Here is a 13,932-nt window from a genome sequence, read left to right as displayed (position 1 = left end):
TGTCGGGTTGTTCCGGTAAAGCCTCTATCATGCGGGAGGGGAATAAGGTTGAATCAACGAAGGGAATCCCTGATCGGATATTGGTCCTTAATTCCAGCTTTTCTTGCCATTGCTGTGTTTAAAGGCTATCCGATGTTGAATACGTTTTATTACAGCTTTACCAATTGGGATGGTGTTACTAGCAGGTTTATAGGCTTCAACAATTATTGGGCAATTTTAAGCAACGGCGACCTGCTGCTGATGTTAAGAAACAATTTCATCTTTTTAATCAGTGTCCCGGGTATTCTGATCATTTGCTTGGTCGTGTCTGTTTTAATGTTTGAAGAGGTGCCGGGCTGGAAAATTTTCCGTTCCGTTTACTACTTTCCCACGATCCTATCGTCCGTTATTATCGGATTTTTGATGAAATCGATGTTCTCCTCCAGGGGAGTTGTTAATGCTGCTCTAGAATCTTTTGGACTGGAGCACTGGATAGTGGATTGGTTGAATGTCGTGCCAGCCGAATTCATGATTTTAATTTTTTGCTTCTACTGGCAGACGTTGGGACAGGGAGCTTTAATATTTTTGTCCGGAATGTCTTCCATATCGAACGAAATATTCGAATCAGCCAAAATCGATGGAGCTAATTGGGGACAGAGGCTCTTTCGTATCGTAATCCCATTGTTGTACCCGACGATTTTTTATTTTACGGTAACGAATATTATTTATGTATTTATCGGTCTGTTCTCGCTTATATATTCGGTAACCGGAGGCGGACCTGGTTATGAAACGACACCGATTGACTACATGATTTATTTGATGGCCTTCAAGAGCGGGAAAATGGGGTATGCTTCATCGCTTTCGATGTTGTTGTTTATTATCGTCATGTGTATAACCTGGGTGCAGCTGAAGGTATCGGAAAAGCTGAATGATTAGCTAACTTGTTCCAATGCTTTTTTCAGGAAGCCTTGCACATGCAAAGCTTGAAGGAGGTAACTATGCATACTTTAGGGCAAAAGATAAGCCGCTTGTTCATTTTTCTCATTTTGCTTGCATTAGCTTGCATAGCGGTTTATCCGCTGTTGTATATGCTGTTTAGCAGCATGAAAACTTCGTTGGAGTTTATCCAGTACCCTGCTGCACTGCCTAAAACGTGGTATTTTGATAATTTTCTGGCTTTATTTTACCGATTTTCTTTAGTGAAGCTGTTTACGAATACGTTAATTTGTGTGCTTGGAGCTTTTGTGCTTACACATTGTATCGCTCTACCGGCCTCCTATGCGTTTGCAAAGATTAACTTCTCACACCGCACCGTGTTGTATACGACAGTAATTGCCACAATGACGATACCCAGTATTACTTTTGTGATCCCTAACTTCTTATTGATGTCGCGTTTGGGCTTGGTTGATAACTTCATATCCGTTATTGTCATTTGGGGTGTTTCCGCTGTGCCGGGCAATGTTTTTCTAATGACGTCCTTAATGCGGGGGCTGCCCAACGAAATTATCGAGGCCGTGAAAATAGACGGCGCAAATTACTGGCAGCTCATGTCCAAAATTGTTGTTCCTATGAGCATACCAGGTATTGTTACAGTGTCGATTTTTAATACCACCTCTTGGTATAACGATCTAATGACCCCGCTTATTTATTTGCAATCGGATAACATGAAAACGGTGACAGTTGCCGTGGCAACCATCCTTGGACGATTTAGCTCTGAATATCCGCTGATGTTGGCTGGTCTGGTATTGACCTCGTTGCCGCCGATTCTAATCTATGTAAGCTTACAGGGCTATATCCGCAAAGGGCTTGTGATTGGCGCTGTTAAGTGAAAATTGCGTAACGAAAGGACGTATATTGATGGTTGAAAAAACGGGAAGGGTCGCTGGTAAAGTAGCGATTATAACAGGAGCGGCATCAGGTATCGGTAAAGGTACTGCATTGCTATTTGCTGAAGAGGGTGCCAAGCTGGTGCTCGTTGATTGGAACGAAGCTAATTTGCAGATGACTGCCAATGAAATTCGTGCAGCACAAGGCAGCTGTGTGACCATTACTGGTGACGTTTCACGATTAGAAACAGCAGACAGGGCTGTTCAGGCGGCCATCCATGAATTTGGTGGACTGGATATCGTGTTTAACAATGCAGGGATTATGCCGATCGGCGACATTGTTGATTATCCGGAGGAAACCTGGGACGAGGTTATGAGAATCAATGTAAAGGCGATGTTTCTGATGTGTAAAAAAGCGATTCCGGAAATGCTCAAGCGGGGACGGGGTTCCATTATTAATACATCTTCTGTGATGGCGAGCCTTACAGAGCCGGGATATACCGCTTATACGTCATCCAAGGCGGCGATTATCGGGTTAACCAAAGAGATTGCGGTTTCCTATGCCGAACGTGAGGTCCGTTGCAACGCAATTTGCCCGGGATGGGTGGAAACAGATATCAATGTGAAGCTGGCTGATAGCATGGGCGGGATAGAGAAGCTGTACCCCATTATTAAACAGCAGCAGCCAAGCGGTCGTATGGCTACTCCACGGGAAATCGGATATGCGGTATTATTCCTTGCTTCCGATGAAGCATCTGCGGTTACAGGCTCCGTTTTGAGCATAGACGGTGCGGCATCTGCAGCCATATAGAGCATGAATATAAGGCATTACATCTACCAGCTATACGATTATTAATGATATGAGGATGAAGACGGAGGAAAAATAATGACAAAAATCAGTATCATTGGTGCAGGCTCTGCTGTTTTTTCTTTGAATTTAATTCGTGATATTTGCCTGACCTCAAGCTTAGAGGGAAGTACGATCAGCTTTATGGATATTGATGAGGACCGACTTCACAACGCATATTCCTTATGCCGCCGCTACGCGAAAGAAGCAGGCATTCACTTGAACTTGGAGCAAACCGTCGATCGGCGTGAGTCGATCCGTGATGCCGATTTCGTCTTGAATGCAGCTCTTGTTGGCGGACATGACCGGTTTACCCAAGGCTGGGAAATCGCCAAGAAGCATAACTACCGGTTCGGTGGAAGTCTGCATGTAATGCATGATGAAGGTTTTTGGATTAACTATGGGCAGTTGAGCTTGATGGAATCAATTCTTAAGGACATTCTGGAGATTAGTCCGAATGCATGGTATATGCTGGTCGCTAATCCGGTGATGGCTGGAGTCACTTACTTAAGCCGGAAATATCCGCATGCGAAGCTGGCAGGCTTCTGCCATGGTTCTAACGGAATTTATAACGTTGCTGCTGTTCTGGGACTTGAACCGGAGCATATTACTTATGAGGTTCCGGGCATCAACCATTTCATATGGCTGACCGAATTTCGGTATAAAGGGAAAGATGCGTTTCCAATATTGGATAAATGGATAGAAGAACAATCGGAGGAGTATTTCAAAACTTGCAAAAATTGTGACAGTATGGGACCTAAAGCGATTGATTTGTATAAAAAGTTCGGCGCTTACCCCATTGGCGACACCGGCAATCCCGGCGGCGGCGCTTGGCCGTTCTGGCACCATGCGGACGGGGCAACACAAGAGAAGTATAAGGATGATCCCGATGCATGGTTCGCTGCTTATTTGAGAAACGGCGCAGAAAAGGTCCGGAGAATTCAGGAGGTAGCTGAGGATGAATCCAGGCTAGTGCTGGAAAGCTTCCCGCCGAAGCATTCCAGAGAACCGATGATACCTTTTATTGAAGCAATTGCGTGTGACATTCCCCGGGTTATTATTCTTAACGTGCTGAACGAAGGAAATTTCGTACCGGGTATTCCGCTTGATTTCCAGGTAGAAATCCCGTGTTATGTCAATGCGGCCGGAGTTGCAGGGATACGAACAAAAGGGCTGCCTAAACCAATCATCGAATATGCCTTAAGAGATCGTGTGGCATCTGTGGAGACGGAATTAGCTGCATATGAGACCGGGAGCTATGATGATTTGGTTAAACTCGTGTTGATGGATCCATGGACTCGTACGGAAAGCCAGGCAAGAAGTTTGATCGATGAAATTTTATTATTACCGGGACTGGAAGCGATGAAGAGCCATTATCAGCAATAAAAGAAACGGGGTATGCCATGCTTGCATCAGTTAACCATATTGATTATTTCGGTGAGCCGGCTGTTTCGCTGCACAACGAGCTGCTGGAGCTGATTCTGGTTCCCGGCTGGGGCAGCAACTTGATTTCATTGAGGCATAAAGGTAAGAACATCGAGCTGCTGAGAACGCCGTCGAGCGCAGAAGAATATCACTCGGACCCCATTCTTTACGGTATTCCGGTATTGTTTCCGCCGAACCGGATTGCCGACGGAACCTTTTCATATCTTGGAACTGTCTATCATTTTAAACTGAATGAACCGCTCGATCATAATCATTCCCACGGGTTGCTGTACGGGGAGAAATGGAAGCTTGTCGCTTCCGGGCAGGATGCAGATAACTCAACGCTGCAAACGGAAATCGATTCGACCGCGCATCCGGAAGTGTGGTCGCAGTTCCCCCATCACTTCCGGGTGAGGATGAAGTATTCCCTGGAAGCGAATGTGCTATATAAAGAAGCGATCATTACGAGCATGGACGATCGTCCCTTCCCTTGGGGTTTCGGCTTCCATACGACGTTTCGCTTTCCGTTCCGCAATGGGGATGATTTGGGGAAATGTACATTTTCATTAAACGCCGACACGCAATGGCAGCTGAATGAGCGGATGCTGCCTACGGGAGATCTGCTGGATATTGCGTATAAAGAGCAGCTGCAAAAGGGGAAAAGCCTGGTAGGTCATGCTCTGGATGATGTATTCCTTGCTTCGAAACAGGGCGTGAATAAGGCTGTTTTGACGGATGAAAATGTCGGTTTGAAAATAACCTACCAGTGCGACAGCCATTTCGGACATTGGGTCGTTTATAATGACGACTCGAAGCAGGGATACTTGTGTCCTGAGCCTTATACATGGGTAACTAATGCGCCAAATCTGGATTTGCCAGAGGCTCTTACAGGATTCAGAGTGATTCAACCAGGTGACACTGTCACTCTCCAAACGAAATTGATCATAAAAGGGTGATGACCATGCAATTGCGAAGTGCACAATGGTTCGAACATCCTTCGCCGGAAACCCGGTTTCAGCATCGTTCTGCGATGCGAGCCAACGGGAACATTCCCGTTTCGTTTATAGGTAAGCCTATTATCGGAATATTCAATTCCTGGAACGATTTGAATAGCTGCAATGCACCTCATAAGGAACTGGTCGAGTTTGTGAAAAGAGGCGTATTATTGGCGGGAGGATACCCGGTAGAGCTGCATACGATCAGTACGCCGGCTGATTTCATGAAACCTTCCGATCTTCCTTACCGCAATCTGATGGCGATGGATGTGGAAGAAACGATTCGTTCGCTGCCTCTGGACGGAGTTGTTCTGCTGTGTGAATGCGATAAAACAACACCAGCCCAGTTAATGGGTGCAGCCAGCTGCGATTTGCCTGCCCTTCAGCTGGCTGCCGGACATCGTTCTTCCTCGTATTTTAGAGAGAAAAAGATTAATTATGGAACAGACCTATGGTCGTTTATGGATGATTACAAAGCGGGTTTGTACAATGACGAAGATCTGCAGGAGCTGGAAGCTTGTATATCCTGCTCGCAAGGAGGGTGTCCCGTTATGGGCACGGCTTCTACGATGAAAAGCATCTCGGAAATGCTCGGTATGATGCTTCCAGGCACAGCGGCAATTCCAGCGGCCCATGCCGGGCGCAAACATGCTGCAGAGCTGACAGGGAAGCGGATCGTGGAGATGGTTCGGGAGCAATTAATTCCTTCCCGCTTGATGACAGAAGCCGCGTTCCGCAATGCAATCAAGCTGCTGGCAGCACTTGGAGGATCGACGAATGCAGTCATTCATTTGATTGCCATAGCGGGAAGACTGGGAATCCATATTGGTTTGGATGAATTTGCAGAATTGTCAGCGGATATACCTTTAATCGTTAATCTTCAGCCAAGCGGTGAATATAACATGGATGACTTTTATGCTGCCGGAGGATTAGGCCCGGTAATTTCACGGCTATTGCCGCTGCTGGAGGATAACTGCTTAACTGCACTTGGTACGACCGTCCGGGAACAATACAAAACCGCTGCTGTTAGATTAGGCAACGTCATCACTGACTTGGAGGCGCCGTACAGGAGAGAATCTGGTATAGCGGTCTTAAAGGGGAATCTGGCACCGCACGGTGCCATTATGAAGAGGTCGGCCAGCAGTGAGGCATTGCAAAAGCACCGGGGAAGAGCTGTTGTTTTTGATGGTTATGAGCAGATGATGGAGCAAATTGACCGTGATGATTTGGAGGTGGACCGTGACTCGGTACTCATCCTGCGTAATTGCGGGCCAGCAGCTGAAGGCATGCCAGAATGGGGAGCCATTCCGATTCCGCAAAAGCTGCTTCGTCAAGGGGTACGTGACATGGTGCGGATCAGCGATGCAAGGATGAGCGGCACAAGCTACGGTACAGTTATCCTCCATGTATCTCCTGAAGCGGCCGTTCGGGGTCCGCTTGCCGTTGTGCAGAACGGAGATTGGATTGACTTGGATATCGCCTCGGGAACACTTCGGCTGGATGTGTCTGCTGAAGAAATAACATCCCGGTTACAGCAAAGTAGTCCGTTACCCCGGCGGCACGTAAGGGGTTATCTACGCCTCTTTGCCGATCATGTGCTGCAGGCGCATGAGGGATGTGATCTAGATTTTCTGCGTCCGAACAACAAGACAGAAGCCGCCTTTGTGCCTCCGGTCGTTGGAAGAGGGTGATAGCGTCAAATTAGGCATACTTGACGAATTCGTTGAAAACAGACTACAGTTAAAGGAGATGATAAGCAGAACAAGCTATGGAGGAATATCCCTTGAAAGAAGAAAAAACAAGCTACTCGGTACCAGCTGTTGAGAAAACAATCGCGATTCTTAACCTGCTAACCGATCATGAAATAGGTATTAATGAGATCTACAAGCAATTAAATCTTCCTAAGTCCTCTACATTCGTGATTCTCAGTACATTGGAGAACAATGGTATTATCGAACGAACGGATCAGGGAAAATACCGGCTTTCCAGTGCTGTCTTCCATTGGGGTATGGGCTATTACAAAAATGTGGATATTGTCGGCATAGCAAGACCCCATTTGCGCAGATTAATTCAAGATACTCCCTTCAGCGCTCATCTTGCAGTTTTAATTGACGGGAAATCGATATTTATCGACAAGATTGAAGATCATTCATTTGTCAGATTTGCTACTTATGTAGGTCAGGCGATACCGTTTTATTTATCCTCAGCCGGTAAAGCCTTGGGGATCGGAATGACAGATGAAGAAATTATTTTGTCTCTGCAGAAGCATGTGCCGGTCAAGCTGACAGACAAATCACATGTAACAACTGAGCAGATTTTGGAGGATATTCGTACAGCACGCAAGCTGGGATATTCAACGGAGGATGAGCAGTTTGAAAAAGGTATCCGCTGTATTGGAGCCCCGGTGTACAATTTTACCGGCCAGATTAAATGGGGTATCAGCATTATTGCATTAAGCAGGGATTTGCCGGAGGACAGCTTCGAGCGAATCGGGGGGCAAGTTAAGGAAACCGCAGCAACTATTTCTTCGGAGCTGGGCTACCGGCACAAAGCTAATTTTCTGTGAAGGAAGGGGTTATACAATGAACGGTAAGGAAATGGCGAAAAGTTTGAAGAACGGTGAAAGAGTGTACGGAACCTTAATTATTTCGAATTCTCCACGTTGGCCGTTGGAGGTAGCGAAGCTAGGCCTTGATTTTGTATTTCTGGATGCAGAGCATATGCCATTGGACAGAGAGCAGCTGTCATGGATGTGCCGTACCTACAGGGCCATGAATTTGGCGCCTGTTGTGCGCATTCCATGCCCCGATCCTTACCAAGCCAGCATGGCATTGGATGGCGGCGCTTGCGGGATTCTTGCTCCCTATATCGAAACGGCCGAGCAGGTTCAGGCTCTACGTGCTGCAGTGAAGTTTCGCCCCTTGAAGGGCCAAAAGCTGCGCGATATTATGGACGGCAAGGAATTCCCGGAGCCGTTGCTGGCTGATTATCTACAAGCATACAACGAAGAAAATCTTCTTCTAGTCAATATAGAAAGCAAGCCCGCGTTGGATGCGCTGGATGAAATTCTTGCTGTACCAGAGCTGGATGCCGTAGTAATTGGCCCACATGACCTATCGTGCAGCCTTGGCATACCTGAGCAGTACGGCCATCCTCAATTTACGGAAGCTGTTCAGCTGATTATTCAAAAAGCGAGGTCAGCCGGTGTGGCAGCAGGTATCCATTACTTTTTCGGAGTCGACCAAGAGATTGCCTGGGCCAAAGAAGGAATGAATCTGTTAATCCATGCTTCTGATATGACAGCATTTTCCACTAATATGTCCCGGGAGATTCAATTAATTAAAGACGCTTTGGGAGATCATTCCGGATCAGGAACTATAAATGAAACAAAAATCCATATTTAAACAAACCGGGAGATGAATTAAGAGATGTTAGATCTTTCCAAAGCGGTGATTTTGTCGATTGAAAACGCTTCCAAAAGGGAAGCAAAAGCAACGGAAGTGTTAATCGATGAAATCGCAAAAAGAAGCAGCGTTACGCTTTCTCAAGGTTGATCTCTTACAGATGATGATAAGCCTTTCGCAGATCATTGACCTCCTACGGATTGGATACGTGGGTTTGGTATCCGAATATGGCAGAAGATTATTCCGATTTGGAAACGATACGTGCGGAGCTCGCAGAACGGGAAGAAATCTTTAGTAAGTTACCCCATATTCACTCCATTTTAATACCTGGAGGGGATCCTGGTGATGTTGAAGCGGACTTGCTGTTTCAATGGTCGGGGCAGGTGGCAGAGATTCTTCTTCAATACCATCCACAAGCGAGGATTTGGCTGGCACCACAGATTATGAAAAGCGAGCTTGCTTATGACTGGCTGGAAACTTTTTATACGAAGGTATCCGAGGAGCCGGAATGGCTTGGCGGCATCGCATTCGCTCCATGGGAGCGTACACCTTTGCCTGAGCTGAGAGCTAGGATTCCTGACAAATATCCAATCCGTCGCTACGAGGATATTTGCCATAACTTCCAGTGCCAATATCCTGTTCGGCAGTGGGATATTGCCTTCGCTATGACGTATGGGAGGGAAAGCATCAATCCGCGCCCCATCGCATTTAAGCATATCGGAAGGATGGGAGACCAGTGGGTATCACGGCGGCGACTGGCTGTGTGTGCTTGAATATACGCTAAGCCTTCGCATGTCACCGACTTGGCGTTTTTCTTACTATAAGCCCCAACAGTCCGGGTTCTTTCACCCATGCAAACCGTTATTCAACCTCCATTTCGAATTAAAACGTGATAGCTACGCTGATGCCATGCCGTTATAAGATGGTAAATAGCAGATTTTCGACTAAAAAAGTCATTGCAAATTGAAGTTGATTCGATTATTATAGATAACGCGGGTCCATAATAGCGTTATATTTAGGAAGGAAGGAGGGACCATGCAGTTTTCTAAAGTACAGATTACGCTCTACACGCCTTACTTCATTTGGGTCACTCGGATCGTCGCAACAATGTTGGAATCAAGGAATTATCTGTGACACTTGGCGTTTCTGAAAGCTATTTATCCAAAATCATGTCCAAGTTGAGTCATGATGGAATCGTACGTGCGGTACCGGGAGCGAACGGCGGTTACGAGCTGGCAAGAACGGCCGAACAGATTACTTTTCTTGATGTGATTCAAGTGATTGAGCTAAACAAGAAGTGATTTGCTTTTTGCACTCTAATTAAGGACATAAAAGGTCTATAAAGGATGGTAATAATGACGAAAAGACAACATCTCGATGTGGTGATTATTGGCGGAGGCCCCGCAGGGTTGAACGCTGCCCTTGTGCTGGGGAGGGCGAGGAAAACTGTAGCCGTGATTGATGAAGGCCGTCCTCGCAACGCGGTGACTCGCGAAACCCACGGATTTCTAACTCGCGACGGAATAAGTCCTAGTGAATTTCGGAAAATAGCGAAGGAAGAGATTAGCGCCTATCCCTCCGTGTTTTTCGTCGCGGATACAGCCTTGTCGATTGCGGGAACGGATGGACATTTTCAAATTACGACTGCATTGGGACATAATTATACAAGCAAAAAGCTGTTATTTGCCGTTGGAATGAGAGATCGGCCACTGGACATTCCTGGGCTGGCGGAGGTCTATGGGCAAAGCGCCTTTGTATGCCCGTATTGCGATGGCTGGGAATTAAGAGACGAGCGGCTTGTCGTCATTAATCAAGGAGAAGAGCTTATGCACTTCGCTCCATTGATATCAGGCTGGACGGACCGTTTTACCATCTGCACGAACGGTCCTGATGAGCTTACGGATGCTCAACGCGAGGAGCTCCAGCTCAATCAAGTACCTTTGTTCGACTCGCCTATTCAGTATATTGACTCCCAAGACGGGATCGTGCGGCAGGTAGTTCTTGAAGACGGTACGACGATTCCTTGCAGAGGGATTTTTTTCAAACCAGATCTGGTTATAGGATCTGACTTACCGAAAGCCATCGGATGCCATATTGCGGAGATGGGAAAGGTTGTTGTCGATATCGTGGGGAAAACGAACATTAGGGGCGTCTATAGCGCCGGGGATGCAGCATCGCGAATGCATCAAGCTATTGCAGCGGCTTCTATGGGCGCATTGGCCGCCGCAACCATAAACAATGAACTGAATGTAGAGGCTTGGAAAACGGATGAACATTTTTGAGGCCCGGATTACTATTACTTAATGTCAGGAGTTGATGAAACGATGAATACATCGGATACAAACGCGGCGTCAGCGACGATCGATTTTAAAAACCTGAAGCGAGGTCCGATCATGTTTGCGCTTATACTCGGAATGTTCGTTGCCGCTTTAAACGAGACACTAATGGGAAATGCCCTCCCCGAACTGATGAAATCGTTCGGAGTGTCTGCGGCGACGGCTCAATGGCTGGCTACCGGCTACATGCTCGTCGTCGGCGTGCTTGTTCCGGTGACAGCGGTATTGCAGCAATGGTTCACAACCCGGCAAATGTTTCTTTCCGCGATGGGCTTGTTCTTAGTCGGTACGGTCAGCTCGGCGTTTGCGCCGGAATTCGGCGTGCTGCTGGTCGGACGGATTATTCAAGCAATAGGCACCGGCATGCTGATGCCGCTTACAATGAACACCATCATGGTTATGTACCCTCCTGAAAAGCGGGGAGGCGCGATGGGGATGTTCGGACTCGTCGTTATGTTTGCGCCGGCGATTGGCCCGACCATTTCGGGTTTGATCGTTGACGGGCTATCGTGGCGCTGGCTGTTCTATCTTGTGTTGCCATTGGCACTGATCTCAATTATCGTCGGAGCCGCCGTTCTGAAGAATGTGTCGGACATTACGAAACCGCGAGTTGACCTGTTATCCATCGGGCTCTCGACGATCGGTTTCGGTGGAATTGTATATGGGTTCAGCAAGGCCGGGGAACACGGTTGGTCAGAGCCGGAGGTGATCTGGACGATTGTGGCGAGCGGTACTGCCTTGATATTGTTCGTCTGGCGGCAGCTGTTATTAAAGATACCCGTCATGGATATGCGGGCATTTCGGTATCCGTTATTTTCGCTTGTCGCAGTGCTGCTCGTCATGCTTATGATGACTTTTTTCTCGACAGCAATCATGCTGCCGTTGTTTATGCAGGGAGTGCTGCTGTTGACGGCGTTCAAATCAGGCTTGATTCTGCTTCCTGGAGGGATTGTGAACGGGATCATGGCTCCGGTGGCTGGAAAGCTGTTCGATAAATTCGGACTGCGTGTGCTTGTCATCCCCGGACTTGTCATTGTGTTCTTCTCGTTGTGGCTGTTAACCCAGTTCGACGAAGCGTCAAGCACCGGTTTTCTAGTCACCGTGTACATTGCGATGATGATCGGTGTCTCGCTGGTGATGATGCCCGCACAGACAGCTGGACTCAACCAGCTGCCGCGTCAGCTGTATCCGCACGGTACGGCGATCTTAAACACGCTGTTGCAGGTAGCCGGTGCGATCGGCACTGCCTTGTACATCAGTATCATGTCCAATGGACAGAAAAATTACTTGAGTGGGTCGAGCGACCCCCAGTCTCCTGGGGAAATAGTCAAAGCGCTTGCAAACGGCATTAATAACGCGTTCTGGGTCGGCGTTGTCATCGCGCTTGGTGCACTTATTCTCGGTTTGTTCCTCCGCAAAGTGAAATCCCCAGAAACAAAAATGAAAGGTGAGGTATGATCATGAACGATTTCTTTAATGAAGAGTTATGGGAACAAGAATGGAAAAACCATGGAGATTCCATCATGAACAAGATGAACAAGGCCGGAATTACACCGGCCAAAGCTTTTGATTATAAAGCCAAGTCTTTTAACGAGCAGTCATTTAATGAAGAGGGAAGGAAACGAACCACACGAATCATAAACTGGCTTGAAGGTCAAGGGGTCCAATTCGACAACACCTCTGTGCTAGATATTGGTGCTGCCTCAGGAGTATTTACAGTGCCGTTTGCGGAACGTGGAGCCCGTGTAACCGCCGTAGAGTCTTCTCTTCCGTTGGTCGAACTATTGGGTGAAAACACTGCAAAATTTACCGAAAACAAGGTAGATATTGTACCCACACCTTTTGAGGATATTGACGTGCAGTCCAAGGGCTGGAGTCATGCTTTCGATTTAGTTTTTGTCTCCATGTGTCCGGTCATTTATAATTGGGGTAATGTAGAAAAAATTATCCGTTGTGCGCGTAATTTTTGTTACATCAGTATGCCTGCGGATTCCACAGAGTATAGTCTGTTTAATGAAATCTGGCCTATCGTCACCGGTTCAACACTTAAAAAGAAACCTATGGAAATGGGCTATTTGCTCCATTTGCTTTATCTCAAAGGCTACTCCTATGAGTCACTGATAACGCGAGAAACGAAAACGATGGAACTCTCCAGAGAAGCAGCATTGCAGGAAATAATGAACTGGCTCCGCAGTCAAGGTCAGCCTGCAGATGATCGTAATTTGAAAAAGGTGGCTGACTATTTGGACCGAACGTATCCGTCCGGCAAAGTGGTTGTCCAGCAGAGCGGACGTTTTGGCAAGGTATTGATTCGATTGAAGGATCAGAGCATGTACACGAGGGAAGATTTGTAAAATTGCGAGAAGAGGGAGCCTATCAGCTTTTCGAACAACGCATTTAACTAACTGACCGCTTATGTTATAATTGCTGAAAATCAAAAGGTGAGTAGACGCTGATTGTGCATAGGTGCAATCGGCGTTATTGCCATTTATCAAACATACCTCAATAGGTAAATATAATATAGAACGTAGGAGGTTTACATGACCTGGAGCAAATTGAAGCAGAATCTGGAGAGTTTTCTCTGTCCAGCGTTACATGGAAGGGTCGAATACCGTTCAACCAGCTACCGTTATTTACCTGATAAAGCAGGACTTTGTTATATTGCGGTAGATAAGAGGAACGTACTCAATATGAGTGATAAAACTACCTTAATCAGATGGTATCAGACGGAGTTGGAAATTAAGAATGATTCAGATATCCAAATTCCTATCAACGATGAAGAAATTGAAATGGTTAGACAAGATACCAAGGGGAACGTTCCGGAGGATCGTCTAAAAATAATTGCAAAAGGCAGAAAAATATCAGGATATGCAAAAGAGCTTTTGGCGGCACAGTCATCATTAAGTAAATCAGATTTTATCGTTGTAGCTAATAAGTTTTTATCCATTTCTATTGAGGAAAGTATAGAGAGCAATGATATCTTATTAAATATTCTATATAGATTGAACTCATAAAATTGAGAACCGCCTAATCGGGTAAAAGATAGTAATGAACCGAAAAGGGCGGGGATCGAAGTGACAAATGAAGAAGAGATTGAAAAGCTGACAACGGCCATGAAAG

General features: G+C 46.6%; 13 protein-coding genes and 2 pseudogenes. All 15 read left to right on the top strand.

Annotated features, from left to right (window positions below):
* Positions 1-48: 48 nt before the first annotated feature.
* Complete coding sequence (locus LRL21_RS36280; RefSeq protein ID WP_240420690.1) at positions 49-915, top strand: carbohydrate ABC transporter permease; 867 nt, start codon at positions 49-51, stop codon at positions 913-915.
* Between the two features lie 62 nt (positions 916-977).
* Positions 978-1,808, top strand: a complete 831-nt coding sequence (locus LRL21_RS36275; RefSeq protein ID WP_240420689.1) for a carbohydrate ABC transporter permease — start codon at positions 978-980, stop codon at positions 1,806-1,808.
* A 28-nt stretch (positions 1,809-1,836) separates the two neighbouring features.
* On the top strand, positions 1,837-2,616 hold the full coding sequence (locus LRL21_RS36270; RefSeq protein WP_240420688.1) for an SDR family NAD(P)-dependent oxidoreductase: 780 nt from the start codon (positions 1,837-1,839) through the stop codon (positions 2,614-2,616).
* Positions 2,617-2,691: 75 nt separating this feature from the next.
* Positions 2,692-4,038 carry a family 4 glycosyl hydrolase gene (locus LRL21_RS36265; protein WP_240420687.1) on the top strand — a complete coding sequence of 449 codons (1,347 nt, stop codon included), beginning with the start codon at positions 2,692-2,694 and terminating at the stop codon, positions 4,036-4,038.
* Positions 4,039-4,055: 17 nt separating this feature from the next.
* Positions 4,056-5,033, top strand: a complete 978-nt coding sequence (locus tag LRL21_RS36260; RefSeq protein ID WP_240420686.1) for an aldose 1-epimerase — start codon at positions 4,056-4,058, stop codon at positions 5,031-5,033.
* Between the two features lie 5 nt (positions 5,034-5,038).
* Complete coding sequence (locus LRL21_RS36255) at positions 5,039-6,763, top strand: dihydroxy-acid dehydratase (protein ID WP_240420685.1); 1,725 nt, start codon at positions 5,039-5,041, stop codon at positions 6,761-6,763.
* Between the two features lie 92 nt (positions 6,764-6,855).
* On the top strand, positions 6,856-7,638 hold the full coding sequence (locus LRL21_RS36250; RefSeq protein ID WP_240420684.1) for an IclR family transcriptional regulator: 783 nt from the start codon (positions 6,856-6,858) through the stop codon (positions 7,636-7,638).
* A 31-nt stretch (positions 7,639-7,669) separates the two neighbouring features.
* Positions 7,670-8,476: an HpcH/HpaI aldolase family protein gene (locus tag LRL21_RS36245; protein ID WP_240420683.1), complete on the top strand. Its 807-nt coding sequence runs from the start codon at positions 7,670-7,672 to the stop codon at positions 8,474-8,476.
* A gap of 24 nt (positions 8,477-8,500) precedes the next feature.
* A complete protein-coding gene (locus LRL21_RS45900; RefSeq protein WP_275901082.1) occupies positions 8,501-8,626 on the top strand; it encodes a hypothetical protein in 126 nt (41 codons plus the stop codon).
* Between the two features lie 50 nt (positions 8,627-8,676).
* Complete coding sequence (locus tag LRL21_RS36240; RefSeq protein WP_240420682.1) at positions 8,677-9,249, top strand: hypothetical protein; 573 nt, start codon at positions 8,677-8,679, stop codon at positions 9,247-9,249.
* 262 nt (positions 9,250-9,511) lie between these two features.
* Positions 9,512-9,762 (top strand): annotated as a pseudogene (locus LRL21_RS36235) (RrF2 family transcriptional regulator); the annotation flags it as partial.
* Positions 9,763-9,831: 69 nt separating this feature from the next.
* Positions 9,832-10,758: an NAD(P)/FAD-dependent oxidoreductase gene (locus tag LRL21_RS36230; RefSeq protein ID WP_240420681.1), complete on the top strand. Its 927-nt coding sequence runs from the start codon at positions 9,832-9,834 to the stop codon at positions 10,756-10,758.
* A gap of 111 nt (positions 10,759-10,869) precedes the next feature.
* Positions 10,870-12,270 carry an MDR family MFS transporter gene (locus tag LRL21_RS36225; RefSeq protein WP_420832531.1) on the top strand — a complete coding sequence of 467 codons (1,401 nt, stop codon included), beginning with the start codon at positions 10,870-10,872 and terminating at the stop codon, positions 12,268-12,270.
* Between the two features lie 2 nt (positions 12,271-12,272).
* Positions 12,273-13,166, top strand: a complete 894-nt coding sequence (locus tag LRL21_RS36220; protein ID WP_240420679.1) for a class I SAM-dependent methyltransferase — start codon at positions 12,273-12,275, stop codon at positions 13,164-13,166.
* 186 nt (positions 13,167-13,352) lie between these two features.
* Positions 13,353-13,808: pseudogene (locus LRL21_RS36215) on the top strand (SF0329 family protein); the annotation flags it as partial.
* Between the last annotated feature and the right edge of the window lie 124 nt (positions 13,809-13,932).

Origin of the sequence: Paenibacillus periandrae, from assembly GCF_022458865.1 — a bacterium.
In the GTDB taxonomy this organism is placed as follows: Bacteria; Bacillota; Bacilli; order Paenibacillales; family NBRC-103111; genus Paenibacillus_S; species Paenibacillus_S periandrae.
This window is presented reverse-complemented; position numbering and strand designations above follow the sequence as displayed.